Here is a 25,046-nt window from a genome sequence, read left to right on the forward strand (position 1 = left end):
CCGATGAGTTCCTACACCTATCGACATTACGAGTACCGAAAGCCGCCTGAGCTCGATGGCGAGCGCAGGCGCCGGCCGGTCGTGATCGTCGGCGCCGGCATGGCCGGGCCGACGCTGGCGCTGGCGCTCGCCCGGCGTGGCGTGCCGTCGGTCGTGCTCGACGAGGACGATACGGTGAGCCTCGGCAGCCGCTCGATCTGCCAGGCCAAGCACAGTCTGGAAACCTGGGATCGCTTCGGCGTCGCGAGCCGCATGGTCGAGAAGGGCATCACCTGGGAACAGGGCGAGCTCTATCTCCACGACAAGCCGGTCTTCCGCTTCAACCTGCAGCCCGAGCCGGGCCACAAATTCCCAGCCTTCGTGAACCTGCAGCAGTATTACGTGGAGGAGTATCTCTTCGACCGCTGCCTCGCCGAGCCCGTGGTCGAGATGCGTTTCCGCAACAAGGTGGTCGGGGTCACGCCGGGCCCCGATGGCGTCGCGGTCGAGGTCGAAACGCCGGACGGCCGCTACACGCTCGATGCCGAGTGGCTGGTGGCCTGCGATGGCGTGCGCAGCACCGTGCGTCATCTGATGGACCTGCCCTATCCCGGCGAGGTCTTCCACGACCGGTTCCTGATCTCCGACCTCCGGCTGCTGAGCGAGCTGCCCAAGGAGCGGCGCTTCTGGTTCTACCCGCCGTTCCATCCGACCAATTCCGTGCTGCTGCATCGCCAGGCCGACAACGTGCTGCGGGTCGATTTTCAGCTCGGTCCCGACGCCGATCCGGAGGAGGAGAAGAAGCCGGAGAACATCGACCGGCGCCTGCGCCAGATGTTCGGTCCCGAGGCGCGCTGGGAGCATGAGTGGACCAGCGTCTACACCTTCACTTGCCGCATGATGGAGCGCTTCGTCCACGGCCGCGTGATCTTCGCCGGCGATGCCGCGCACGTCGTCTCGCCGTTCGGCGCGCGCGGCGGCAACGGCGCCATCGCCGATGTCGACAATCTCGCCTGGAAGCTGGCGATGGTTCTGGGCAAGGCGTCGCCGGTGTCGCTGCTGGACAGCTATTGCAGCGAACGGCGTGCCGCGGCCCAGGAGAACATCCTGAACTCGACGCGCAGCACCGACTTCATCACGCCCAAGTTTGCCGCCTCGCGGGCCTTCCGCGACGCCACGCTGTCGCTGGCGCGCGACTTTCCCTTTGCGCGTGCGCTGATCAACAGCGGCCGGCTCTCGGTGCCCACCGCGCAGCCGGGCTCGCCGCTCGATACGCCAGACCTCGATGCCGACTGGGCGCGCGGACCGGGGCCCGGCCGGGCGATGCTCGATGCGCCGGTCGGCCGGGACGGCAGCGGATGGTTGATCGATGCGCTGGGGCCGGGCTTCACCCTGCTGACCTTCGGCGACACGGACGTGCCGGTCGGCAACCTGCCGTCGGGCGTGACGTGCATCCGCGTCGCGGGCGACGGGCTTGCCCGCCAGCGCTATGATGGCCGGCCCGGCACGACCTACCTGATCCGGCCCGACCGCTATGTTGCGGCGCGCTGGCGCAGCTTCGATGAGTTGGCGATCGCGGCCGCCGTCAGGCGGGCCACGGGCAACGGCTGAAGGAGATCGGGATGGCCGACATCACGACCGGCGCCCTGCGTCGTACGCTCAATCTCGCGCGCCCCGACGACGTCTACAACGCGATCGTCGATGCGCATCGGGACCTCAACGACGAACAGTGCCGCGCTTTCGACGCGCGGCTGATCCTCCTGCTGGCGAACCATGTGGGCGACGAGGCGGTGCTGCACGAGGCGCTGAAGGCCGCGCGCGAGACGATGGAGGAGACATGAAGGACACGCTCAAGGGCCGGCTGGCGCTGGTCACCGGCGCGGGCCGGGGCAACGGCGCCGCCATCGCGCGCGGTCTCGCGGCAGCCGGCGCGCGCGTCATCGTCACCGACGTCGATCTCGAGGCGGCGCGTGCGATCGCCGACAGCATCGTCAAGGCGGGCGGCGAGGCGCGCGGTCACGCGCTCGACGTCACCGACGCGGAGAGCTGCACGAAACTGGCGCAGGACGTCTCCCTGCTGGTCGGCCCGATCAGCATCCTGGTGAACAATGCCGGCATCTTCCTGCGCGGCGGCATGACGGAGCCGGACGGCCGGGCACGCTGGGAACGCACCATGGAGGTGAATGTCCAGGGGCCGTTCAACGTCACCATGGCCTTCTTGGACCAGCTCAAGCACACCAGGGGCAGCATCGTGAACATCGCCTCGATCAATTCCTTTGTCGCGCCAGCCGGCAGCGGCGTCTATCCGGTGTCGAAGGGCGCCCTGGCCCAGTTCACGCGCGCGCTCGCCACCGAGCTGGCGTCCGACGGCGTGCGGGTGAACGCGCTGGCGCCCGGCATCATCGCCACGGCCATGACGGAGGTGACGCGCACCGACCCGAAGAAGCTGGACGGCTTCCTCGCGCACGTGCCGATGAAGCGCGTGGGGCAGCCCGAGGAGTTGGCCGGGCCGGTCGTGTTCCTGTGTTCGGAGGCGGCGAGCTACATCACCGGCGCCATCCTGCCGGTCGATGGAGGGTATCTTGCCGTCTGATCTTCGAAAGCTCGTCGTGCGGCCGGCCACGGTCGCGGACGTCGACACGCTGCATCGTTTCTCGGTCGATCTCGCGACCTACGAGGACGAGCCCGACGCCGTCGGCTCGACTGCCGAGACGCTGGCGCGCGACGGCTTCGGCGAGAATCCGCAATTCGCCGCCCTGATCGCCGAGCGCGGTTCCACGCCGGTGGGCTTCGTCCTCTACACGTTCAACTATTCCGTCTGGACCGCTGCCCGCGGCATCTTCATCGAGGACATCTGGGTGGTGCCGGAGGAACGTCGCGGCGGCGTGGCGCGCGCCCTGATGCAGGGGCTGGCCCGCGAATGCGAAGCCAGGGGCTACAAGCGCATCGACCTCAACGTGCTCGACTGGAACCCGGCGCGCGGCTTCTACGAGCGCCTGGGCTATCGCTGGATCCGTAACTGGCTGCCCTATCGCCTGAGCGGCGAAGCCCTGTCGAAGCTTGCGGGCGATTAGAGTCTTCCCTCTTGTTCGGAATGGAATCGGATCTTGTAAGACGCACCTCACCCTGAGCGACCGTCGTGTTGGTCAAGCGTTTGCCCATTGTTTTCTGTCCCTGAGGATGGCGTTGAGGATGGTCACGAGCTTGCGCATGCAAGCGACGATGGCGACCTTTGCCGGCTTTCCTGCGGCGCGCAGGCGATGATAGGTCAGCGCCAAGGGCAGCTTGCGGCGGATGGAGACGAGGATGCTCATGTAGAGGGCAGCCCGTACGACGGGTCGTCCTCCCGCGATGGTACGGCGGCCACGCAAGGTGCCGCTGTCGCGATTGAACGGGGCGACGCCGGTCAGGGAAGCAATCTCGCGTCGGCCGAGACGGCCCAGTTCAGGCAGTTCGGCGATCAGGGTGCGGGCGATCCTGGGCCCGATGCCGGGAACGCTGATCAGAAGGTCCTCCGCTTCCCGCCAGGTCGGTGTTCCCCGGACGGCGGTGTCGATGTCGTCGTCGATCTGTTCGAGCTGGGCCTTCAAGGTGGCAAGCACGCGATCGACGCTCTTGAGGGTGCGTCGAACTGTGAGCATGCGCCGGCGATTGCTCTCGGCCCCGATCATCTCGACGAGCTGACGGCGGCGGGCCATCAGTTCGCCCAACAGTCTGGACTGCTCGTCAGCGAGCGGTCGCGCCGGTGGGTTCACCGCCTCGGCGAAGTGGGCGATGACAGCGGCATCCAGCGCATCGGTCTTGGCCAGCCGTGCGGTGGCCCGGGCGAAGTCTCGGATCTGCCGTGGATTGACGACCGCCACGGGCAGGCCCGCCGCGCCCAGGCCTGCCGCCACGATCGTCTCGAAGCCACCGGTTGCTTCGAGCACGATCAGAGCAGGTGCCATTTTACTCAGCCGCCCAATCAGGTCCTCGATGCCTTCTCCGTCGCGGGCAACGGTGAAGGCCTCGCCGGCGGGGCGCACATGAACATCCAGGCGCTCTTTCGCCACATCGATACCTACGAACATGGATCTTGGCTCCCATCCTTGCGCATGCGGGCTCGCGGTTCGGCCCAGGCGACCGTTCGGGATCACAAAATCAACGGTGGAGGCGCCGAGCTCAGGGACGGGCTTGGAGGCCCCAGGAGCCTGCGGGCTCTCCACCGAGACCGCACCTGCAACTCTACGCCGGCGCGGCCGTGTCTTGATACAAGGAGCGCTCCGCAGGAGCGCGTCTCGAAGGGTGGGCACAAGCACACCGTCCGTTGCCCATCCTTCGAGACGGCCCTTCGGGCCTCCTCAGGATGGTGGTTTGAGTGAAGTTGAAGTGGAAAGGCGCAAGCCCAAGCGCCGATCCGCGCGGTATCCTGGTGCCGCATTTAGGCCCAGGGCGAGTTCGTTTCAGTTGTTTCGGATATTTCGATTATTTCGTTTATGAACCCGTATTGGAGGGTCAGGCGAGGCGTGGTCAGGAACGCCTCGCCAACCGTCATCGCTTGGTGAGTCCCATGACGCGGCCGGCCTTGGCCGGCTTGGGCAGGACCTTGTGGGTCTCCCAGAGCGCGTCGAGACGCTCGGTCACCGGCACCGGCCAGGGACCGGAACGCCTTGTCTCGTAGTCGATGTTCATCAGGATCGTCTCGTTGGTTGCCGCCAGGTAATCCTGCTCGGCATGGTACATCTCGTGGAAGAGATGGACCTTCTTGGCGTCGCGCGCGAGCAGCTGGGTGGTGAAGCGCAACGGCGCACCCTCGCGGAGCTCGCGGTCGTAGGTGACGTGGGTCTCCAGCACGAAGGTCATGCCGAGCTTGCCGTCGACGTAGCGGCGGCCCAGGCCGATGTTGCGCATGAAGGCGCCGGACGCCTGGTCGAAGGCGGTGACGTAGAAGGCCACGTTCATGTGGCCGTTCCAGTCGACCCATTCCGGGAGGACGGCGGAGCGGTGGGTGTCGAGTGGGGCGCGGGTGATCAGTTCGGGAAGTTCGTACGGCAGGGACTGAAGCATGGACGCTGTTACTTCTTCTTGATTCCGATGAGGCGGCCGGCCTGGGCCGGGCGGGGAAGGGCGGCGTGGGCCGCGGCGAGCTTCTCGATGCGCGCCATGGCGAAGTCGGGCCACGGCGCCGAGCGGCGGGTCTGGTAGTCGATGTTCATCAGCATGAGTTCGTTGGTGGCGGCGAGATAGCCTTCCTGGGCATGATACATCATGTGGATGTAGTGGATGCGCTTGGCGTCGTGATCGAGGATCTGCGTGGTGATGCGCAGGGGATCGCCTTCCTTGACCTCGCGATCGTAGGTCACGTGCGCTTCGAGCACGAAGGTCATGCCGATCTTGTCGCGCGTATATTCCCAGCCGCAGGCGAATTGCTGGCAGAGCGTGTCGGTCGCCTTGTCGAAGGCCACGACGTAGTAGCCCACGTTCATGTGGCCGTTCCAGTCGATCCAGTCGGGCAGCACGGTGGCGCGATGCCGGTCCAGCGGCGCCGTGAGGTCGAGATCGATCATGGGGTATGGAGCTAATTTCATGCGATCGACCGTAGCGAAGGGGCGCGGCGCACCGCAAGTTCCGTGCAACGGCGTTGCGAGGAGCGAACATGGCGAAGAAGACGAAGGCGGTCGTATTGGGCGTGGGCGCCGAGCGCGGCCTGGGCGCGGCCGCGAGCCGCCGCTTTGCGAAAGAGGGCTATCACGTGCTGGTCGCCGGTCGCACCGGCCCCAAGATCGACAAGGTCGTGCAGGGCATCCGCGAGGCCGGCGGCTCGGCGACCGCGGTCGTGGTCGACGGCACGAAGGAGGATGAGGTCGTCGCGCTGTTCGACAAGGCGATGGGCGACGATGCGGACGGCGCGCCGGCCGACCTGCTGGTCTTCAACATGGGCAACAACGCCGCCGTCGATTTCCGCGAGATGACGGCGCAGCATTTCGAGGACTCCTGGCGGGTCGGCTGCTTCGCCGGCTTCCTGTTTGGCCGGGAAGCCATGCGCCGGCTGGCGCCGCTCGGCCGCGGCACCGTGATCTTCACCGGCGCCTCGGGCTCGCTGCGCGGCCGGCCGCGCTTTGCCGCCTTCAACGCGACCAAGGGCGGCCTGCGCCTGCTGGTGCAGTCGATGGCGCGCGAGTTCGGGCCGCAGGGCATCCATGTCGCGCATGCCATCATCGACGGCGGCATCGAGGGCGAGCGTCTGCTCTCGCGCATGCCCGACCGCGCCGACAAGGCCGGACCGGACGGCCTGCTGAACATCGACGCGATCGCCGACAGCTACTGGCACCTCCACCGCCAGCACCGCAGCGCCTGGACGCACGAGATCGACCTGCGCCCCTACAAGGAGCCGTTCTAAACTCGTACCACCTCATCCTTATATGAGCGCTGAACGGTCAAGGGGCGGGTTGGATTTTTTGTCCCTCAATCATCGGACCGTCTCGGGGATGGAAGCTTGAGAGTGCCGCGCGCGAGCGCGGCGCTGGAAGGGGTGCGTGGAGGGGCGGCCTTCGGCGCGTTGCGTTGGAAGTCTGGGCGTCTGGCCAATGCACGTTGTGTCGACGGCATCACCTTATATCCGGTCGGGCGTCGCTGCGCCCCGCACCCAAATCCCTCATGCACGGTCGAGGTCTTGCCCAGGAAACGATGAGACCCTTCTGAGACAGCGGTACCGCATGGTCCATGGATGAGGACGGTCATCATCAGCTTCCTGCGCAACACACCGGGCCGCCGCCGTTCAGCGGCCGGCCGGTGCGGCAGCTCGCAGCCTGGCGCCCTCGGGCACCAGGCCCTGGGTGAGGAAGCGCCACAGCGCCACCATCAGCTTGCGCGCCAGGGCCACAATGGCGATGCGTCTGACACGGCCTTTTTGATCGCCGACGCGGCTCGTGAACCACAGGCTCAAGGTGCTGGCGGGCTGGTAGCGCAGCCATAGCCATGAAAGCTCGATGGCCAAGGTCCGGGCGCGGGCGTTGCCGGCCTTGCTGATGCCCTGCTCGCGCGAGCTCTGGCCGCTGTCGAACGGCGTCCCGGCCAGGCCAAAATAGCCTCCGACCTGGCGCCGGTTCTGGAAGTCGCGCCAGAATACCTCGTTGACCAGCGTCTCGCCGCCGACCGGCCCGACGCTCTTCAGGCTGATCAGCTGGTTGACCTGGCTGGCCCGACTGTCCGGCGCCGCGGCGGCACGCTCCGCCGTCATCTGGCTCTCGACTTCGGCAATCTGCTCGCCGACCTGCACCAGACGGGCGTGCTCGCGCTGGATCTCGGCCGCCAGGTTGGCCGGCACGGCGCGGCCGTCGCCGGTCCGAAGCTGGGCAAGCTGCTCGAGGAAGCCTTTGCGGCGCGGATGCACGTCGCGGATCCCCTGGCCATGCAACAGACCCTTGATGCGGTTGACATGGGCGGTGCGCTCGCCGATCAGCCGGTCCCGCTCGCGCGACACCCGACGGGCGTCTTCCTGCTCGGGGGTCGGCGGATGAACCACGCTGCAGACCTTCGGCTCGCCACCCTCGTGGCGGATCAGCACCCGCATCAGACGCTCGAGGTCCAGACGGTCCGTCTTGGCCTGCCGCGCGCGCCGCGGCATCTCGATGCTCGACGGATCGAGCACCCGATTGGCGACGCCCTGCCCGGCCAGCCAACGATCGAACCAGAAGCCGTCATAGCCGGCCTCGTAGCAGCTCACCACACGCACCGGCCGGCCATGCTTCTCCGCATGGGCGCGCTTCTTCGAGATCAGCTGCCACACCGCCGCCGTATCGCCGCCAGCCACTTGGTGGCGGCTCATCTTGCTCTCGCCGGACATCACCATACCGATCAGCCACTTCGACTTGCTCAGTTCAAACGCCACGTACAACGTGGCATCCTTCTCGCCGGCGGCGGGGGTGTCTATGGGATGTGAAGACGTCATAACTTCTCCGTAGGTTCGGTTCTCGCAACTCCAAACCTACCTCTCGACCTCTCGTCGCCACATAGAATCTGAGGAGGTCGCGCAGCGACCGTCTCGAAGGATGGGCAACAAACGTGGTGCGTGTGCCCACCCTTCGAGACGCGCCCCTGTGGAGCGCTCCTTGTATCAAGACACGGCCGCGCCGGCGTAGAGTTGCAGATGCGGTCTCGGTGGAGAGCCCGCAGGCTCCTGGGGCCTCCAAGCCCGTCCCTGAGCTCGGCGCCTCCACCGTTGATTTTGTGATCCCGAACGGTCGCCTGGGCCGAACCGCGAGCCCGCATGCGCAAGGATGGGAGCCAAGATCCATGTTCGTAGGTATCGATGTGGCGAAAGAGCGCCTGGATGTTCATGTGCGCCCCGCCGGCGAGGCCTTCACCGTTGCCCGCGACGGAGAAGGCATCGAGGACCTGATTGGGCGGCTGAGTAAAATGGCACCTGCTCTGATCGTGCTCGAAGCAACCGGTGGCTTCGAGACGATCGTGGCGGCAGGCCTGGGCGCGGCGGGCCTGCCCGTGGCGGTCGTCAATCCACGGCAGATCCGAGACTTCGCCCGGGCCACCGCACGGCTGGCCAAGACCGATGCGCTGGATGCCGCTGTCATCGCCCACTTCGCCGAGGCGGTGAACCCACCGGCGCGACCGCTCGCTGACGAGCAGTCCAGACTGTTGGGCGAACTGATGGCCCGCCGCCGTCAGCTCGTCGAGATGATCGGGGCCGAGAGCAATCGCCGGCGCATGCTCACAGTTCGACGCACCCTCAAGAGCGTCGATCGCGTGCTTGCCACCTTGAAGGCCCAGCTCGAACAGATCGACGACGACATCGACACCGCCGTCCGGGGAACACCGACCTGGCGGGAAGCGGAGGACCTTCTGATCAGCGTTCCCGGCATCGGGCCCAGGATCGCCCGCACCCTGATCGCCGAACTGCCTGAACTGGGCCGTCTCGGCCGACGCGAGATTGCTTCCCTGACCGGCGTCGCCCCGTTCAATCGCGACAGCGGCACCTTGCGTGGCCGCCGTACCATCGCGGGAGGACGACCCGTCGTACGGGCTGCCCTCTACATGAGCATCCTCGTCTCCATCCGCCGCAAGCTGCCCTTGGCGCTGACCTATCATCGCCTGCGCGCCGCAGGAAAGCCGGCAAAGGTCGCCATCGGCGCTTGCATGCGCAAGCTCGTGACCATCCTCAACGCCATCCTCAGGGACAGAAAACAATGGGCAAACGCTTGACCAACACGACGGTCGCTCAGGGTGAGGTGCTTGTTGGTGTTTGCCGCCCACTCACCGCGGGATCGCCAGAAGCTCGGCGGCGACGAGATCGGGGGCCGAGATGATGCAGTTGTGGCCGGCTTCGATCGAGCGATACCGGACGTGCGGCATCGCCTGGACCTTCTCGTGCATGCCGGCCGACACCGGATAGCGCGGCTTGGTGCAGGCGATGTAGGTCATCGGGCGGCCGTTGCCGGCGGGATGATGCAGCGTGATCGGCTTGGTGTAGCAGGCAACGGGGTGCGGCGTGAGATGGCTGTGCGTCCAGGCGGCCAGGTCGGGATCGTCGATGATCAGGCTGCCGACCGGCGCGAAGGGCAGGACCTCCGTGCCGTTCACGACCTTCATCAATTTCTTCCGCTTGGCCACGATCTCGGGCGGAATGCGGCCGAAGATCGACTGGCCGTCGGTCGCGATGCCGCCGTCGACGATGACGAGATGGCCGATCCGCTCGGGGATGCGATCGGTGACGAGGGTGGCGATCAGGCTGCCGAAACTGTGGCCGACCAGCACGATGTCGCGCAGGTCCTCCTTCTCCAGCGTGGCGATCGTGTCGGCCAGGAACACGTCGTTGTCGAGTTCGGGCGACAGTTCCGCCGCGCGCTCGCCGATGCCGCGAAAGGGCAGCGCGCGGGCGTCATGGCCCGCTGCGGTCAGGCGCTCGATCACGAATTTCCAGGACCAGGCGCCCATCCAGGCACCGGGAAGACAAACGTAGGTACGGGACTTGACCATTCAGCGCGCGCCGGCGGCCTCCAGGATCGAGGCGATCTCGCGCTGGCCGCGCTGTCTTGCGTGACCGAGCGGCGTGACGCCCTGGTTGTCGGGAAGATTGACGTCGGCGCCGTGCGCGAGCAGCAGGCGCGTGATTTCGATATAGGCCGGTCCGCCGTCGCCCAGGATCACGACCTCGAGCAGGGCGGTCCAGCCGAGCCGGTTCACATGGTTCACGTCGATCGCGGTCTTCAGCAGTTCGCGCACCGTCTCGACATGACCGTGATGGCAGGCCGGGATCAGCGCCGTTCCGCCATAGCGGTTGGTGCTCTTGAGGTCGGCGCCGGCCTTTAGCGTGAGCTTCAGGATTTCGAGTCGCCCCTCGGCGCCGGCCAGCAGGAAGGCGCTGTCGCGCTTCTCGTCCTGCGCGTTGACGCTGGTGCCGGCCGCGATCAGCCGGCGCGCGGTCTCGACGTCGTTGCGCTGCGTCGCCGCGATCAGGGCGCCTTCGTTTTCGGTGAGGGGCTGGGCGGTCACGGCGCCACTCCATAGCAGAAGGAGGAGGGCCAGGACGAGGCGCAGCGTTTCGCGGGCTTTCATCGGCGTGATACCGTGCCCCAAACCAACGGAGTATGCCATGGCCACCAATCGTCGCGTGCTGCTGAAGTCGCGTCCGCAGGGCGAACCGACACTCGCCAATTTCGACGTCGTCGACCAGCCGATCCCCGAGCCCAAGGACGGCGAATATCTGTCGCGCACGATCTGGCTGTCGCTCGATCCCTACATGCGCGGCCGCATGGCCGAGACGAAGGGCTATGCGTCGAACGTCAATCTCGGCGACGCGATGGTCGGCGGCACGGTGGGCCAGGTCGTGAAGTCCAAGAACCCGCGCTTCAAGGAAGGCGACTATGTCGTCGAGTATGCCGGCTGGCAGAGCTACGCCGTCTCGACCGGCGACATGTCGATGAAGCTCGATCCGGACGCCGCGCCGCTCTCGACCGCGCTGTCGGTGCTGGGCATGCCGGGCATGACGGCGTGGTGGGGCCTGATGGAGATCGGCAAGCCCAAGGCGGGGGAGACCGTGGTCGTGTCGGCGGCGTCCGGCGCCGTCGGCTCGGTGGTCGGCCAGCTCGCCAAGCTCAAGGGCTGCCGCGCGGTCGGCATCGCCGGCGGCAAGGAGAAGTGCGACTATGTCGTGAACGAGCTGGGGTTCGATGCCTGCGTCGACTATCGCGCGGCCGGCGGCAACCTGTTCAAGGAGCTGCGCGCCGCGGCGCCCAAGGGCATCGACATCTATTTCGAGAATGTCGGCGGGGCGGTGCAGGCGGCGGTCGTGCCGCAGCTCAACGACTTCGCGCGCGTGCCGCTCTGTGGCCTGATCTCGCAGTACAACGAGATGCAGATGAATCCCGGCCCCGACTGGCGCCTGCTGCTGATCAAGCGCGCCACCGTGACCGGGTTCATCGTCTCCGATCACTTCGGCCAGATGGCCGACTTCTGGAAGGAAGTGCCGGCGGCGGTGAAGGCCGGCAAGATCAAGTATCGCGAGGATATCGTGAAGGGCATCGAAAACGCGCCCGAGGCCTTCATCGGCCTCCTGAAGGGCCGGAACTTCGGCAAGCTGCTGGTGCAGGTCGCCGAGGATCCGACCCGGAAGTAGGCCTCAGGCGACGGGGCGGTTCTTCAGGGCCAGCCCCATCGTTACCCAGCCCGACCCGATGAAGATCAGGTCGATGCCGAGGAAGATGCCCAGCACGAAGAAGCTGGAGGCCGGCCACTGGGCGATGATCATGGCGCCCAGCAGCAGCGTGACGAGGCCGGAGACCACGACCCATCCCCACGGCTTGCCGGCCGACTTCATGCTGAACGCGAGGAAGATGCGCAGCACGCCGCCGGCCACGAGGGCCGCGCCCAGCATCAGGGTGAGGATGGTGGCCGCCGCGAAGGGGTTGCCGATGGCGATGACGCCGGCGCCGACATAGAGCGCGCCGAGCAGCATCCAGACGATGAACTTGCCCCAGCCCTTGACGCTGAAGGCCGCGACGATTTCCGCGACGCCGCCCATGATCATCATGATGCCGACGATCATCACCGCGGAGGCGGTCGCGGCCACGGCGCTGCCCAGCGCGATGAAGCCGGCGATCAGGAACACGACGCCCAGCGCTACGATCCATCCCCACTTGGCGCGCAGGACCTTGAGGCCTTCCGCGAGGTTGGGAGGAAGCGGAGTGTTGGTGGACATTGTCATGGCGTTGCTCCTTCAGAGCGGAATGGACAATGTCAGGATACACCCGCCCAATGGCACTGTCGCTGGTTGTATGGGAAGCTTCAGTGTCACAGGAATGCAGGAAAAGATGACCGAACCCAAGAAAGAGGGCGCCGCGCCGCGGCCCGCTACCACCGTGCTGCTGCTGCGCCCGTCCCAGCCGGGCGATGCCGGATCGCCGCTCGAAGTGTTCATGGTGGTGCGCCATCACCAGATCGATTCCTTCTCGGGCGCGCTCGTGTTTCCCGGCGGCAAGCTGGAGGAGGCCGACGGCGCCGCGTCGCTGCGGGCGCGCTGCGGCGGCGCCGACAAGATCGACGATGCCGAACTCAAGTTCCGCGTCGCCGGCGTGCGCGAGGCCTTCGAGGAATGCGGCGTCCTGCTCGCCCGCAAGCGCGGCCAGCGCGCCCTGATCGGGGCGGCCGACCTCAAGGGCATCGAGGAGCGCTGGCGCGCCAAGCTCGCCAAGGACGAGGCCAGCATCGTCGACATGGTCGAGGCCGAGGACCTGGAGATCGCGACCGAGCTGATGACGCCCTACGCGCACTGGATCACGCCGACCTTCGTGCCCAAGCGCTTCGACACCTGGTTCTTCCTGGCCGAGGCGCCGGAGGACCAGATCGCCCTGCACGACGGATCGGAGTCGACGGACTCGGTCTGGATCGGGCCTCAGGAAGCGATCGAGGAGGCGAAAGCCGGCAAGCGGACGCTGGTCCACGCCACGACCAAGAACCTCGAGCTGCTGGCCGAGGGCAAGACGGTCGCCGGTGCGATCGCGGCCGCCAGCGCGCGCAAGATCGTCACCGTGCAGCCCTGGGTCGAAGAGAAGGACGGCAAGAAGTTCCTGCATATCCCCGAGGGCGCCGGGTATCGCAATTTGATCCGCGAGATGCCGGCCAGCGGCGGGGTTCCGCAGACCGGAAGATAATTTCGCGGAATGCGCCGCGGTGGAGAAAAGCGGCTCGCCCGACAGGGGGCGAGCGCGCTAAGAGCGACGCCATAAACGCTCGTTCATAAACCGACTTCGGTCGGATCAGGTGGAGGAACAAGTACGATGGTCGGAATCGTGGCCTATGGCGCTTATGTGCCGCGCCTTCGTCTCAACCGTCAGGCCGTCTATGACGCCAACAAGTGGTTCGCCGCCGGCCTGCGCGGCCTCGCCAAGGGCGAGCGCTCGATGGCCAACTGGGACGAGGATTCGATCACCATGGCGGTCGAGGCGTCGCGCGACTGCCTGACCAGCCACAAGGCCGAGGACGTCCGCAACATCTACTTCGCCTCGACCACGCATCCGTTCAAGGATCGCCAGAATGCCGGCGTGATCGGCACGGCGCTGAACGTCGAGCAGAACCTCTCGGCCACGGATATCGGCGGCTCCCTGAAGGCCGGCACCTCGGCCCTGATCGCCGGCCTCAACGCCTCGAAGGAGGGCGCGCCGACCCTGGTCGCCGCCGCCGACAAGCGGATGGCCCGCGTCGCCTCGTCGAACGAGCTGAACTATGGCGACGGCGCCGCGGCGCTGCTGTGCGGCACCGAGAACGTGATCGCCAAGCTGGTCGGCCATCATTCGGTGTCGATGGATTTCGTCGATCACTTCCGCGGCGACGAGTCGGACTTCGACTATGGCTGGGAAGAGCGCTGGATCCGCGACGAGGGCTATTCGAAGATCGTGCCGCCGGCGATCAAGGCCGCTCTTGCCGCCTGCAAGCTCAACGGCTCGGACATCACCCACTTCATCATGCCGAGCCTGATGCCGGCGGTGCCGAAGCAGATGGCCAAGATGGTGGGCATCGGCGAGGGCGCGGTGCGCGACCTGCTCGGCGCGACGCTGGGCGACACCGGTGCGGCCCATGCGCTGGTCATGCTGGTCGACGCGCTCGAAGGCGCCAAGGCGGGCGACAAGATCATGGTCGTGGCCTTCGGCCAGGGAGTCGACGTCCTGGTGTTCGAGGTCACGGCCGAGAAGGACAAGCTTCCCGCGCGCAAGGGCCTGTCGGGCTGGATGGCGCGCCGGAAGGAAGAGAAGAACTACATGAAGTTCCTCGCCTTCAACGAGATGCTGCCGATCGACAAGGGCATGCGCGCGGAGTTCGACAAGAAGACCGCGCTGTCGGTCCTGTGGCGCAAGCGCGACATGATCTACGGGCTGGTCGGCGGCAAGTGCAAGGTGTGCGGCACCGTGCAGTTCCCGCGCAGCCAGGTCTGCGTCAATCCGAACTGCCATGCGATGGACAGCCAGGATCCCTATGCGATGGCCGGACTGGAATGTTCGGTGATGTCGTTCACCGCCGACTCGCTCACCTATTCGCCGGACCCGCCGGCGTATTACGGCATGATCACCTTCCCCGAGGGCGGGCGGTTCATGGCCGACTTCACGGACAGCGACAAGGATCAGGTGAAGGTCGGCGCCAAGATGCGCATGACCTTCCGCATGCGCGACAACGACCAGATGCGCGGTGGCTTCAAGCGTTACTTCTGGAAGGCGACCCCGGTCTGAGCCTGTCGGCTCGGCTCGCCTTCCCGGTTCAAGAGTTTCGTTAGTTCAAAGAGTTCAACCTCACCACCAAGGAGACCTGCAATGGCTCGTGGTATCAAGGACAAGGTCGCTATTCTCGGCATGGGCTGCTCGAAGTTCGGCGAACGCTGGGACAGCGGCGCCGAAGAGCTGATGCTCGAAGCCTACAAGGAATGCCTGAAGGACGCGGGCATCGACCAGAACCAGCTCCAGGCGGCCTGGTTCTCGACCGCCATCGATGAGGTCCATGTCGGCAAGTCCGGCATTCCGCTGTCGATGACGCTGCGCCTGCCGAACATTCCCGTGACGCACGTCGAGAACATGTGCGCGTCGGGCACTGAGGCCTTCCGCGGCGCTTGCTACGCCGTCGCCTCCGGCGCCGCCGACTTTGCCCTGGCGCTGGGCGTCGAGAAGCTGAAGGACACCGGCTACGGCGGCCTTCCCGGCGGCCGCGGCGGCCCGCTGCAGGTCCTGTGGAACGCCAACGGCACCGCGCCGGGCAACTTCGCCCAGCTCGCCACCGCCTACATGACCGCGCACGGCGTTTCCGGCGAGGACCTCAAGAGGGCGATCGGCCACGTCTCGTGGAAGAGCCACCAGAACGGCGCCAAGAACCCGAAGGCCCATCTCCAGAAGGCCGTCGAGATGGACACCATCCTCAACGCGCCGATGATCGCCTCGCCGCTCGGCCTGTTCGACTGCTGCGGCGTGTCGGACGGCGCGGCCGCGGCCATCGTGACGACACCGGAGATCGCCAAGGCGCTCGGCAAGAAGGACATCGTCAGCGTCAAGGCGCTGCAGCTCTCGGTCTCGAACGGTTCGGAGTCGGGCCACAATTCGTGGGACGGCAGCTACTTCCACACGACCCGCATCGCCTCGAAAAAGGCCTATGAAGAGGCCGGGATCAAGAGCCCGCGCGACGAAGTGTCGATGTTCGAAGTCCATGACTGCTTCTCGGTCACCGAGCTGGTGACCATGGAAGACCTGCACATCTCCGAGACCGGCAAGGGCTGGAAGGACGTGCTCGACGGCTTCTACGACGCCGACGGCAAGATCCCCTGCCAGATCGATGGCGGCCTCAAGTGCTTCGGCCATCCGATCGGCGCCTCGGGCCTGCGCATGCTCTACGAGATGTACCTGCAGATCCAGGGCAAGGCCGGCGCACGCCAGCTCAAGGACCCGCGCATCGGCATGACGCACAATCTCGGCGGCGCCCCGCGCGAGAACATCGCCAGCGTGGCCATCGTCGGCCGCTACGAGTAGTCACGAATCGCGAAGCCCTCTCTCTGGCTCAAGGCAGTCGGGGAGAGGGCTTTTCTTTGCACCGGATCAGGAGGAGACCTTCATGGAGCTCGACAAGAAGCTCATCGGCCACGAATTCGCGCCGTTCACCGCCACCGTCGAGGCGGGCAAGATCAAGCTGTTCTGCAAGGCCATCGGCGAGGAAGACCCGATCTATTCCGACGAAGCCGCAGCGAAGGCGGCCGGCTATCGCGGTATCACCGCGCCGCTCACCTTCCTGCGCGCCCTGCAGGCCGACGATCCCAACAAGGGCGGGCTCCTGCGCCTGCTCAACGTCGATATCGGCCTGATCCTGCACGGCGAGCAGCACTTCGAATACTACGCGCCGGTCGTGGTGGGCGACGTCGTCACCTGCCAGGAGAAGGTCGTCGACATCTACGACAAGAAGGGCGGCGCCCTGTGGTTCGTCGTCCAGGAAATGGAGATGAAAGACCAGGCGGGCAAGCTGCTGGCCAAGGGCCGCGGCGTCACCGTCGTGCGCAACCCCGACGCGGCGAAGAAGTAAGGGAGGCACTCATGGCTACTGCGACCGCTCCGAAATTTGCCGACGTCAAGGTCGGCGACGAACTCAAGCCGCTGGTGCTGCCGCCGATCAGCCGCCACCAGCTCGCCCTCTACTGCGGCGGCTCCGGCGACCACAATCCTATCCACGTCGATCTCGACTTCGCCAAGAAGTTCGGTTTCAAGGACGTGTTCGCCCACGGCATGCTGTCGATGGCCTTCCTCGGTCGCCTCGTCACCTCCTGGGTGCCGCAGAAGCAGGTCCGCAGCCTCGGCACGCGCTTCACCTCGATCACCTGGGTGGGCGACGTCATCACCGTTTCGGGCAAGGTCACGGGCAAGCGCGAGAAGGACGGCGAGACGCTGGTCGATCTCGAGGTCAAGTGCACGAACCAGAACGGCCAGGACACGCTTCAGGGCACCGCCACGGTTGCGTTGAGCTAGGGTTCGGAGGAGCGCGCCACTCCAGTGGCGCTCTTGAGGATGATGCGCCACTGGAGTGGCGCGCTCCCATGCAAGCAACAGGAGACAGACATGGGTCAGATGGACGGAAAGGTGGCGATCGTCACCGGGTCGGGACGCGGCATCGGCAAGGAGATCGCGCTGCGTCTGGTGCGCGACGGCGCCAGCGTGGTGATCAACGACATCGACGACGCGCCGGCGGAGGAGACCGTCGCCGAGATCATCAAGGCGGGCGGCCGGGCGGTCGCCTGCAACGGCGACGTTTCCAAGCCCGACTTCGGCGACCGCATCGTGAAAGCGGCCGTCGACGCGTTCGGCGACTGTCACGTCGTCGTGAACAATGCCGGCTACACCTGGGACTCGGTCATCCAGAAGATGACCGACGAGCAGTGGTACGCCATCCTCGACGTCCATCTGACGGCGCCGTTCCGTGTCCTGCGCGCTTTCCAAAAGTACTTCAAGGATGCCGTCGAGAAGGAGCGGGCCGAGGGCAAGCGCATCGTGCGCAAGGTCGTGAACATCTCCTCGACCTCGGGCGTCAACGGCAATGCCGGCCAGTCGAATTATGCGGCGGGCAAGGCGGGCATCGTCGGCCTGACCAAGACGCTGGCCAAGGAGTTCGGCCGCTACGACGTCACCGTGAACGCCGTGGCCTTCGGCTACATCCAGACCCGCCTCACCAAGCCGCTTAGCCAGGGCGAGTCCGGCGAGATCGAGGTCCAGGGCCGCAAGGTCAAGATCGGCGTCCAGGGCGGCCGGATTGCTGCCATGAACCAGATGATTCCGCTGGGCCGTGGCGGCCTGCCGGAGGAGGCGGCCGGTTCGGTTTATCTTTTCTGCAGCCCCGATAGTGACTATGTCAGCGGGCAGTGCCTCGTCGTGAACGGCGGCCTCTGAGCGCCGCTCGCCCACAGACGGATCGAAAGGGTGGCCTGCAGGCCACCTTTTTTCGTTGTATGGGGTACCGGAGCTACGAGGGTGGATGGCGTTGAGGTCTCTTGAGATCGGTATCGTAGGCTGCGGCATTGCCGGACAAGCCGCCGCAAGCTTTCTTGCCGATGCCGGACATGCCGTCACCGTGCTGGAGCGCTTCGAGCAGCCGCATCCGGTCGGGGCCGGCCTGCTGCTGCAGCCCACCGGGCTTTCGGTGCTGCGCGCCCTCGGACTCGAGCCGGACGCCCTGGCCGCCGGCGCCCGGATCGACGGGCTGCTGGGCGAGAACCAGTGGGGTGTCCGGGTCATCGACCTCGCCTACGGCGACCTCCATCCCGCGACCTTCGGCCTGGGCATCCGGCGGTCGGTCCTGTTCGACCTGCTGAATCGCCGCCTGACCCGGTCGGCCGCCCGGATGGTCACCGGCGTCGAAATCGTCGACGTCGAGCGCGACGGCGCCCGGGCGGTCGCGCTCGACCGGAAGGCCGGCCGGCACGGTCCCTTCGATCTCCTGGTGGTCGCCGACGGGGCGCACTCGGCGCTGCGGCACCGCGTGTTTCCGCGGGCCCGCGCGCCGCTCTACCCCTGGGGGTGCATCTGGACGACCATCCCCGACACCCACGCCTTCGGCGCCATGGGCCTCCTGCGGCAGCGCTTTGCCGGCACATCGTCGATGATGGGCGTCCTCCCGGTCGCACCCGACAGGCTCACGATGTTCTGGAGCCTGCCCACGCCGGTGCTCGAGGCCGACCAGCCGCTCGATCTCGAGGCGATGCGGCACGAGGCGCTGGCGCTCTGGCCGGACGCGGCCTCGATCATCGAGCGTGCCGTCGACGCCGGCGATTTCGCGCGCGCGACCTACCGGCACGTCTCCCTGCCGCGCGGGAACGAGGGCCCGGTCCTGTTCATCGGCGATGCCGCCCACGGCACCAGCCCGCAGCTCGGCCAGGGGGCCAATCTCGGCCTGCTCGACGCCCATGCGCTGGGCCGCTGCCTCGCCGAGGCGGGCGATCTGTCCCAGGCGATGGACCTGTTCGCCGCGCGGCGCGGCCCGCCCAACCGTTTCTACGGGACCGCCAGTCACCTGCTGACGCCGTTCTTCCAGTCGCACCTCGATCTGCTCGCCATCCCGCGCGATCTCGCCCTGCATCACGCCTGCCGGACAGCCGTGGGCCGGCGGATGATGACCGGCGCTCTGGCCGGCCTGCGTCAGGGCTGGCGGTCGGCCGACACTCTCGACGCCGACGGCCGCTATCCGCTCTAGCTTCGTCGCGACAGGGCGGCCCAGCGGCCCGGCGTGACGCCGAAGCGGGCGGAGAAATGCCGCGTGAGATGACTCTGGTCGGCGAAGCCCGCGGCGGCGGCGGCTTCCGAGAGGGCGATGCCCTCGACGATCAGGGCCTGCGCCCGCATCAGCCGCCGGCCGACCTGGAAACGATGCGGCGACGTGCCGAAGGCGGTTCGGAAGTGACGGGCGAGGGTGAAGCGGTCGAGGCCGCTGACCCTCTCCAGCTCGTCGGAACCGACGACCCGGTGGGATTCGGCCATCAGGAAATCGCGGGCCAGCCGCGCGGCGCGAAGGGCGACGCTGCCGCGTCCCCGGCGAGGTCCGCCATCGCCGCGCCGCGCCAGGAGGTCGGCGAGGCGGCCGATCGTGGCGTCGATCGCGAGCGGCTCGAGCGGCTGCGGAAAATCGACGAAGGCCTCCTCGATGACCCGCGCGGTCGCCGCATCGTGCGCGACGGCCTCCGCCACATGGGGCGGGCTGGCGCCGTCGAGGGCCTGGGAGATCGACGCGGGATCGAGATAGAGCATGCGATAGGCGAAGGCGCCGCCCTCGCCGGCGTGGCCGTCATGCGGCTCGTCGGGATGCAGCACCAGCACCTGCCGCGCCTGGCTGGTCCTCAGGCTGCCGCGATAGTGGAACTGCTGCACGCCGTAGAGGGTGAGGCCGACTCCGTAGGTCTCGTGGCGATGCAGATCGTAGGCATGGCCGCCGAAGCACGCTTCGAGGCGCTGCAGGCCCGAGGCCGGGCGGTCGAGGCGGATCTGGTCGGCGGTCATGCACGAACGTTCAAGACGGTGGGACCACCATGCCCCATATCGGCGGCATGATCTATGAAACCAAGACAGCCCTCGTGCTGCGCAAGGATCTGGCCGCCTGGCAGGTGGCCAATGTCGCGGCCTTCCTGGCGGGAGGCCTCGCCGGCACCCACGCCCATCTGATGGGCGAGCCCTATCGCGACGGAAGCGGCCGGGCCTACACGGCCCTGATCCGCGAGCCGGTGTTCGTCTATGGCGCGACCCTGGAGGAGCTGCGGCGGACGCACCAGCGGGCGCTGTCGCGCGAGCTGGTGCCCGCGATCTACATCGAGCCGATGTTCACCACGACCAACGACGCCGACAATCGTGCCGCCGTCGCCGCGGCCCCGGTCGATGCGATGGATTTTGTCGGCATCGGCGTGCACGGGCCGCGCAAGGCCATCGACAAGGTGGTGAACGGGCTGAAGTTCCTGGCTTAGGCCGGGCGCCGCCTGCGCATCAGGATGAGGGCCGAGGCGGCGAGGTTGAGCCCCATGCAGACCGCCAGCGGCACGCCGTACCCGCCGGAGGCGTCGCGCAGAACGCCCAGCAGCCCCGGCCCGAAGGCGTAGAGGGTCTGCATGACGGCTGTGGAAAGGGCGACGATCGCGGGGAACCGATCGGCTGTGAATTCGCGCTGCACGATCATCGGCGCCAGGGTGATGATATTGCCCACGGCGAGGCCATAGGCGGCGCAGGCGCCGTACACTGCGAACGGCGTCTCGACATGTTCGAGCACGGCGATGGCGCCGGCCTGCACGACGAAGCAGATCACCGAGGCGCGGCGCGGCTCGAGGCGGTCGATGACCAGACCCAGGACGATCCGACCGACCAGGGCCGTCACGGCGTTGATGCCGACGGCAAGGGCCGGATCGATCGCAGCGCCGCTGGCGGCCGCGCGGGACGTCACGAGCGGCACGAGATGGGTAAGGAAGCCGACCTGCGACGTCAGCACGAGGGCGAAGGGCGCGGCGATGCTCCAGAAATGCCACTCCCGCAGCGGCGCCAGCCGATTGAGCCGCACCGTCGTCGGCCTGGGCGACAGGGGTCCCCTCCGAACGAACAACGCGACGGCACCCGCGGCCAGCACGATGCCGCCAGCCAGCAGCAGCCGCTCGGCCTTCGCGAAGCCCAGCGCCGGAATGGCGGCCAGCAGGACGGGTGTGACGACGAGGCCGGCGAGGGTGGCGCCGCTCAGCGCGAGATTGAGCGCGAGGCCGCGCTTGCGATCGAACCATTGCCCGACGGTGGCGGCGATCGGCGCCACGCTGGTGGCGTTCCAGCCCGGCGCCATCACGACGTAGAGCAGGACCAGTTGCCAGGGCTCGGTGACCGACGGGAGCAGCATCAGCGCGGCCGTGGTGGTGGTGAGGCCGGCCAGGAACACGGCGCGCGGCCCGAACCGGCCGATCGCTTCGGCAATTCGCGGCAGCAGCAGGGCGCCCAGCAGATAGTGCGCGGTCACGACCGACGAGATGAATCCCGTCGACCAGCCGCGGGCGCGCTGCAGTTCGACGAGGTAGATGCCGTGGGCATAGAAGCCGAAGCCCCAGGCGAAGACGGCCGTCACGAAGCAGGCGAAGACGACGCGCCAGGCGGCCGGCGATGTGTCCGCAGCCGTGTTCAGCGACATGGTGGGCGCACGTTTACGACCGGCTGACGTGGGCCGAAACGCAGCGCCAGCCCTCCGGCCGCAGCTGCCAGTCGTCGGTGTACCAGCCGCCGCCCGGGCTGCCGTCGGGCTTCGTGTAGCTGGTCCGCGCATGGATGATGGCAAAGGAGCCCAGCAGGCGGATCTTCACGTCGTGCTCGCGCAGGTCCTTCACCGCCGAGCCGCGGCCGATCTGCGCCAGGAACGCCGCACGCTCGATCAGCGTCCCGTCGGGATTGGTATTGTGGAAATCGTCCGACAGATGCCGGTCGAACCATTCGACATCGGCTTCGCCGACCGAGCGCACATAATGGTGGTTGAGCTCCTGCAGGGTCGCCAGATGCCGTGCCGTCGAATCGTCCGCCATGACGTTTCTTCCCCTGTCTGTTCGTTCCTCACGATACGAAGAGACGCGCGCCAACCGGCAAGGTGCGGGCCTTTTCGAGACCTTCCATCGTCGTGCGATAGCCGAGTTCGATCGCCGCGTCGAAGCTCGTCCAATCGAGCAGATCGATATGGGTCATCGGCGGCACGATCAGCAGATCCGCAGCGGCGCGATCCTCGGCCGCGCGCGAGGTGCTGGCGACCAGCGCCGAGCGCAGCAGGATGCGCACGATCGAGGGGATGGGCAGCATCTCGTTGCGCTTCCAGACCAGGCGCCGGAAGAACTGCCACGCCGACCAGGGCTCCATGACGCCCTCGCCGGCGGACAGCGCGCCGCCGGTGTCGATGTCGACGCCGATGGTGAGGCCGCGACCCAGCCGCTGCATCGCGCGCACGGGGAAATTGTCGATGACGCCGCCATCGACATGGACTTCGCCGGCTTCGTTGAAGGGCGGCATCACGCCGGGAATCGACACCGACGCGCGCAGCCATCGCCACAGCCGCCCGACCGTATGGATGTCGGCCCGGGAGGTCGTGAGGTTCGCGGTCATGCAGTAATAGGGGAGGATCAGATCCTCGATGTCCTTCTCGCCGAACGCCATGCGCAAGAGGCGCGTGACCCGGCGGCCGCCAAACAGCGAGATCAGCGGCACCGTGTAATCGCTGAGCGGATTGTTGTCGACGAAGGCGCGGCGGAAGCGCGCGTCGAGTTCCTGGTCGTTCCAGCGCGAGGCGACGCCGGCCGCGACGATCGCCCCCATGCTGGTGCCGCCCACTAGGTCGATCGGCACGCCGCACTCGCGCAGCGCCTTGACCACCCCGATATGCGTGAAGGCGCGCGCGCCGCCGCCGGCCATGACCACGCCCACGGCATGACCGGTGAGGGTGCGGGCCAGCCGGTCGATATCGGCATGGATGTCGAGCCGGACGTGATGGTGGTTGCCGTAGAGGCCGCCCGCCAGCAGCGGCGCGGTCGAACCCGCCTTGGGATCGTGACCTTCGTGCAGCAGCACCAGCTCGCGCCGCCGGTGGAACACCGCGCCGCTCTGCGCCGTCTCGATCTCGAACGGCACCCGGGTCGGCGCGTCGTTGTCGGCGTTGCGCATCACGACCAGGCAATCGGCCTGGCGCAGGCAGAGCTCGGTCCACGGCGTCAGGGTCGGATCGGCGCGGTAGAGCACGAACGACGATTCCATCTCGCAGCGCGCGAACCACTCGGGCTCCTGGTCGAGCGATTCGGAACCCAGCATCTGCACCTGGGTGCCGAGGCGGCCCAGCGCATTGGCCAGCATCACCGCGAACCGCGCCGAGGGTACGTCGGGGCCGCTCGGCAGCAGCGCGAAGGTGCGCGACTGCCGGCGCTCGCCGCCCGCGTCCTGCGCATTGCGCGCCACGACGCTGCGCATCAGCGCCGGCAGCACCTCGGGATGGTTCGAGGTGAGGGCGTGGAAACTGGTCTGCGGCAGCCGCCAGACCTCGCTGTCGCGCAGTGCCGCCACGCTGCGCGTGCGCTTGCCCTGCGACAGCAGCGACATCTCGCCGACGAGATTGCCCGGCGGGATCTCGGCGATCAGCAGGGGCTCGCGCGCATCGCCGGGCTCGTAATGACGGAAGACCCCGAGGGAGCCGCTCGTCACGACATAGACGGCGTCCGCCGGTTCGCCCTGGCGGAACAGCGGCGCGCCGCCCGGCAGCACCAGCAGGGTCAACTGGTGTTCGACGGCGGCCAGGGCGTCGGGGGCGAGGTCGGCGAACAGCGGGGTCTGCTGCAATACCTTCTGCAGACGCAGCCGGGCGGTATCCTCGCTCGGCACGGCGAGGCTCATCCCCCGGTCATGCCCTTCAGCGCCCAGCCGATCGTCTGGTCGGCGCGCGTCCACACCATCTCCCGCCATTTGTCGCCGGCCGGGAAGAAGCGCTCCTTCATGTCCGCCTTCAGGGCGCGGCCCTGCGCCGAGCCGAGGTCGCCGCGATGATGCAGCCAGTTGTCGGCGCGCACCGCGTTCAGCACTTCCGGGACCGTGTAGGTGCCGTATTCCAGCGCGACGGGCGTCACCTCGGCATCGGGAAGTTCCTGCGGGAAGGCATCGGTCATGACGCCCACGACCACCGCCGAGGTCGAGGTGCCGCCTTCGGGCGAGGTCATCTCGTCGCCGTACCAGGCCTTGGCGCGGCCGAACGACTTCGCGGCGGGCGACACCGCGCAGATCAGTTCGCCATGGCCGAACGGGCCGAGGCCGGTATGGAAATCGATGATGCCGACTCGCCTGGCCCGCGACAGCTCCTCGCGGGCGATGGCGCGGATCGTGCGATTGCTCCAGCTGGGCGTGTTGCCGCCGAAGAAGATCCCGTCGGAGTGCGTGTACTGGCCGCCGCTGATCGCGCTCTGCAGGCCGAAGGCGCCGTGCTTCTGGGCATAGGCCGCGAACACGCGTTCGGTCTCGGCGGCGCTCGCGTCGTTCCACTCGACCGGCAAAACGGCGTCGGCAATCTCGAGATAGCCGTCGTTCTTCGGATAGCCCTTGTCGTGATCGACGAAGTTGCGATTGAGATCGACATTGTCCTCGGTGACGCGGCGCGTCCACGCGAAGCCATAGGGATTGAGCGCATGGATCAGCAGCGCGCCGGTATCTGCCGGCAGCTTCGCGGCGCCACCCGAGCGCATCCACGCGATCTCGGCCCCCGATCCGCAATGGCCCTCGACGCCGTGCGTGCCGGCGATCAGCACCAGCATGTTCGCGGCGTCGGCCGGCCCGAAGCGCGCCGTGTCGAGGAAGAGTCTCTCGCCGTTGGGACCGCGCGCCTTCGGATTGAGCCAGGACCGCAGCGCGCCCCCGGCCTCGGCGGCGGCGCCGCAGAACTTCGCGCGCGCCTCGGCATAGGTATCAGAGAAGCACTCGGACACTGAGAACATGCATTTCCTCCGGCCGGCATCGTAGCCGGTTTGTCGGCGGGGCGGAAAGCATGTCGGACAACAATGCCTCACCCTGAGGAGCGGTCCGCAGGACCGCGTCTCGAAG

The 25,046-nt window shown here is 67.3% G+C and carries 27 protein-coding genes; 15 read left to right on the forward strand and 12 right to left on the reverse strand.

The genetic code is table 11. The annotated features are described in order from the left end of the window. Positions 1-3 precede the first annotated feature (3 nt). Genes ACP15H_RS02435 through ACP15H_RS02450 form a run of 4 tightly spaced genes read left to right on the forward strand, consistent with a single transcriptional unit; the run spans position 4 to position 3,053 of the window. On the forward strand, positions 4-1,590 hold the full coding sequence (locus ACP15H_RS02435; RefSeq protein ID WP_425064633.1) for an FAD-dependent oxidoreductase: 1,587 nt from the start codon (positions 4-6) through the stop codon (positions 1,588-1,590). A gap of 11 nt (positions 1,591-1,601) precedes the next feature. After that, positions 1,602-1,820, forward strand: coding sequence for a DUF2783 domain-containing protein (locus tag ACP15H_RS02440; RefSeq protein ID WP_425064634.1), 219 nt, complete (start codon positions 1,602-1,604; stop codon positions 1,818-1,820). Further along, entirely contained in the window at positions 1,817-2,572 is a 756-nt protein-coding gene (locus tag ACP15H_RS02445) for an SDR family NAD(P)-dependent oxidoreductase (RefSeq protein WP_425064635.1), read from the forward strand. The genes ACP15H_RS02440 and ACP15H_RS02445 overlap by 4 nt, the downstream gene beginning before the upstream one ends. Next, complete coding sequence (locus ACP15H_RS02450; protein ID WP_425064636.1) at positions 2,562-3,053, forward strand: N-acetyltransferase family protein; 492 nt, start codon at positions 2,562-2,564, stop codon at positions 3,051-3,053. The genes ACP15H_RS02445 and ACP15H_RS02450 overlap by 11 nt, the downstream gene beginning before the upstream one ends. A 72-nt stretch (positions 3,054-3,125) precedes the next feature. Here the strand turns inward: ACP15H_RS02450 and ACP15H_RS02455 are convergent, their stop codons facing one another. The 3 genes from ACP15H_RS02455 to ACP15H_RS02465 all read right to left on the reverse strand — a co-directional run bounded on the left by ACP15H_RS02455 (position 3,126) and on the right by ACP15H_RS02465 (position 5,525). Beyond that, complete coding sequence (locus ACP15H_RS02455; protein WP_425064637.1) at positions 3,126-4,049, reverse strand: IS110 family transposase; 924 nt, start codon at positions 4,047-4,049, stop codon at positions 3,126-3,128. Positions 4,050-4,509: 460 nt separating this feature from the next. Continuing rightward, a complete protein-coding gene (locus ACP15H_RS02460; RefSeq protein ID WP_425064638.1) occupies positions 4,510-5,025 on the reverse strand; it encodes a thioesterase family protein in 516 nt (171 codons plus the stop codon). An 8-nt stretch (positions 5,026-5,033) separates the two neighbouring features. Then, positions 5,034-5,525 (reverse strand): thioesterase family protein, encoded by a 492-nt coding sequence (locus ACP15H_RS02465; protein ID WP_425064639.1) that lies wholly within the window; start codon positions 5,523-5,525, stop codon positions 5,034-5,036. A gap of 89 nt (positions 5,526-5,614) precedes the next feature. Here ACP15H_RS02465 and ACP15H_RS02470 point away from each other — a divergent pair, with 89 nt between their 5' ends. Next, positions 5,615-6,358 (forward strand): SDR family NAD(P)-dependent oxidoreductase, encoded by a 744-nt coding sequence (locus ACP15H_RS02470; protein WP_425064640.1) that lies wholly within the window; start codon positions 5,615-5,617, stop codon positions 6,356-6,358. Positions 6,359-6,736: 378 nt separating this feature from the next. Here the strand turns inward: ACP15H_RS02470 and ACP15H_RS02475 are convergent, their stop codons facing one another. Further along, positions 6,737-7,909 (reverse strand): IS110 family transposase, encoded by a 1,173-nt coding sequence (locus ACP15H_RS02475; RefSeq protein ID WP_425064641.1) that lies wholly within the window; start codon positions 7,907-7,909, stop codon positions 6,737-6,739. Positions 7,910-8,253: 344 nt separating this feature from the next. On the opposite strand from ACP15H_RS02475, the gene ACP15H_RS02480 reads away from it, so the two are divergent. After that, entirely contained in the window at positions 8,254-9,177 is a 924-nt protein-coding gene (locus ACP15H_RS02480; RefSeq protein ID WP_425064642.1) for an IS110 family transposase, read from the forward strand. A 51-nt stretch (positions 9,178-9,228) separates the two neighbouring features. On the opposite strand, the gene ACP15H_RS02485 is transcribed toward ACP15H_RS02480, so the two are convergent. Then, on the reverse strand, positions 9,229-9,951 hold the full coding sequence (locus ACP15H_RS02485; protein ID WP_425064643.1) for an alpha/beta fold hydrolase: 723 nt from the start codon (positions 9,949-9,951) through the stop codon (positions 9,229-9,231). Then, complete coding sequence (locus ACP15H_RS02490; RefSeq protein WP_425064644.1) at positions 9,952-10,530, reverse strand: ankyrin repeat domain-containing protein; 579 nt, start codon at positions 10,528-10,530, stop codon at positions 9,952-9,954. A gap of 37 nt (positions 10,531-10,567) precedes the next feature. Here ACP15H_RS02490 and ACP15H_RS02495 point away from each other — a divergent pair, with 37 nt between their 5' ends. Next, the gene (locus tag ACP15H_RS02495) at positions 10,568-11,590 is read left to right on the forward strand and encodes an NADP-dependent oxidoreductase (RefSeq protein ID WP_425064645.1); all 1,023 of its coding nucleotides are present in this window, start codon (positions 10,568-10,570) and stop codon (positions 11,588-11,590) included. Between the two features lie 3 nt (positions 11,591-11,593). Here ACP15H_RS02495 and ACP15H_RS02500 read toward each other — a convergent pair whose 3' ends face one another. Further along, the gene (locus tag ACP15H_RS02500) at positions 11,594-12,178 is read right to left on the reverse strand and encodes an HdeD family acid-resistance protein (RefSeq protein WP_425064646.1); all 585 of its coding nucleotides are present in this window, start codon (positions 12,176-12,178) and stop codon (positions 11,594-11,596) included. Positions 12,179-12,284: 106 nt separating this feature from the next. On the opposite strand from ACP15H_RS02500, the gene ACP15H_RS02505 reads away from it, so the two are divergent. The 7 genes from ACP15H_RS02505 (at position 12,285) to ACP15H_RS02535 (ending at position 19,173) form a co-directional block, all read left to right on the forward strand. Continuing rightward, the gene (locus ACP15H_RS02505; RefSeq protein ID WP_425064647.1) at positions 12,285-13,124 is read left to right on the forward strand and encodes an NUDIX hydrolase; all 840 of its coding nucleotides are present in this window, start codon (positions 12,285-12,287) and stop codon (positions 13,122-13,124) included. Between the two features lie 126 nt (positions 13,125-13,250). Next, complete coding sequence (locus ACP15H_RS02510) at positions 13,251-14,693, forward strand: hydroxymethylglutaryl-CoA synthase family protein (protein ID WP_425064648.1); 1,443 nt, start codon at positions 13,251-13,253, stop codon at positions 14,691-14,693. Positions 14,694-14,774: 81 nt separating this feature from the next. Further along, on the forward strand, positions 14,775-15,974 hold the full coding sequence (locus ACP15H_RS02515) for an acetyl-CoA acetyltransferase (RefSeq protein ID WP_425064649.1): 1,200 nt from the start codon (positions 14,775-14,777) through the stop codon (positions 15,972-15,974). An 82-nt stretch (positions 15,975-16,056) separates the two neighbouring features. Further along, entirely contained in the window at positions 16,057-16,518 is a 462-nt protein-coding gene (locus tag ACP15H_RS02520) for a MaoC family dehydratase N-terminal domain-containing protein (protein ID WP_425064650.1), read from the forward strand. An 11-nt stretch (positions 16,519-16,529) separates the two neighbouring features. Continuing rightward, positions 16,530-16,958: a MaoC family dehydratase gene (locus tag ACP15H_RS02525; protein ID WP_425064651.1), complete on the forward strand. Its 429-nt coding sequence runs from the start codon at positions 16,530-16,532 to the stop codon at positions 16,956-16,958. 90 nt (positions 16,959-17,048) lie between these two features. Then, positions 17,049-17,873 (forward strand): SDR family NAD(P)-dependent oxidoreductase, encoded by an 825-nt coding sequence (locus ACP15H_RS02530; protein ID WP_425064652.1) that lies wholly within the window; start codon positions 17,049-17,051, stop codon positions 17,871-17,873. Positions 17,874-17,958: 85 nt separating this feature from the next. Beyond that, a complete protein-coding gene (locus ACP15H_RS02535) occupies positions 17,959-19,173 on the forward strand; it encodes an FAD-dependent oxidoreductase (protein ID WP_425064653.1) in 1,215 nt (404 codons plus the stop codon). On the opposite strand, the gene ACP15H_RS02540 is transcribed toward ACP15H_RS02535, so the two are convergent. Beyond that, a complete protein-coding gene (locus ACP15H_RS02540) occupies positions 19,170-19,973 on the reverse strand; it encodes an AraC family transcriptional regulator (protein WP_425064654.1) in 804 nt (267 codons plus the stop codon). The two genes, ACP15H_RS02535 and ACP15H_RS02540, sit on opposite strands and share 4 nt — an antisense overlap. A 29-nt stretch (positions 19,974-20,002) precedes the next feature. Here ACP15H_RS02540 and ACP15H_RS02545 point away from each other — a divergent pair, with 29 nt between their 5' ends. Further along, entirely contained in the window at positions 20,003-20,431 is a 429-nt protein-coding gene (locus tag ACP15H_RS02545; RefSeq protein ID WP_425064655.1) for a DUF2000 family protein, read from the forward strand. On the opposite strand, the gene ACP15H_RS02550 is transcribed toward ACP15H_RS02545, so the two are convergent. Genes ACP15H_RS02550 through ACP15H_RS02565 form a run of 4 tightly spaced genes read right to left on the reverse strand, consistent with a single transcriptional unit; the run spans position 20,428 to position 24,940 of the window. Then, positions 20,428-21,624, reverse strand: a complete 1,197-nt coding sequence (locus tag ACP15H_RS02550) for an MFS transporter (RefSeq protein WP_425064656.1) — start codon at positions 21,622-21,624, stop codon at positions 20,428-20,430. The genes ACP15H_RS02545 and ACP15H_RS02550 overlap by 4 nt on opposite strands. Positions 21,625-21,637: 13 nt before the next feature. Beyond that, the gene (locus ACP15H_RS02555) at positions 21,638-22,009 is read right to left on the reverse strand and encodes a nuclear transport factor 2 family protein (protein WP_425064657.1); all 372 of its coding nucleotides are present in this window, start codon (positions 22,007-22,009) and stop codon (positions 21,638-21,640) included. A gap of 28 nt (positions 22,010-22,037) precedes the next feature. Further along, positions 22,038-23,852 (reverse strand): patatin-like phospholipase family protein, encoded by a 1,815-nt coding sequence (locus tag ACP15H_RS02560; RefSeq protein WP_425064658.1) that lies wholly within the window; start codon positions 23,850-23,852, stop codon positions 22,038-22,040. Next, positions 23,849-24,940 (reverse strand): M14 family metallopeptidase, encoded by a 1,092-nt coding sequence (locus ACP15H_RS02565; RefSeq protein WP_425064659.1) that lies wholly within the window; start codon positions 24,938-24,940, stop codon positions 23,849-23,851. Before ACP15H_RS02565 ends, ACP15H_RS02560 begins: the two co-directional genes overlap by 4 nt. Positions 24,941-25,046 lie beyond the last annotated feature (106 nt).

Origin of the sequence: Reyranella sp. (genome assembly GCF_965249915.1) — a bacterium.
Classification (GTDB): Bacteria; Pseudomonadota; Alphaproteobacteria; order Reyranellales; family Reyranellaceae; genus Reyranella.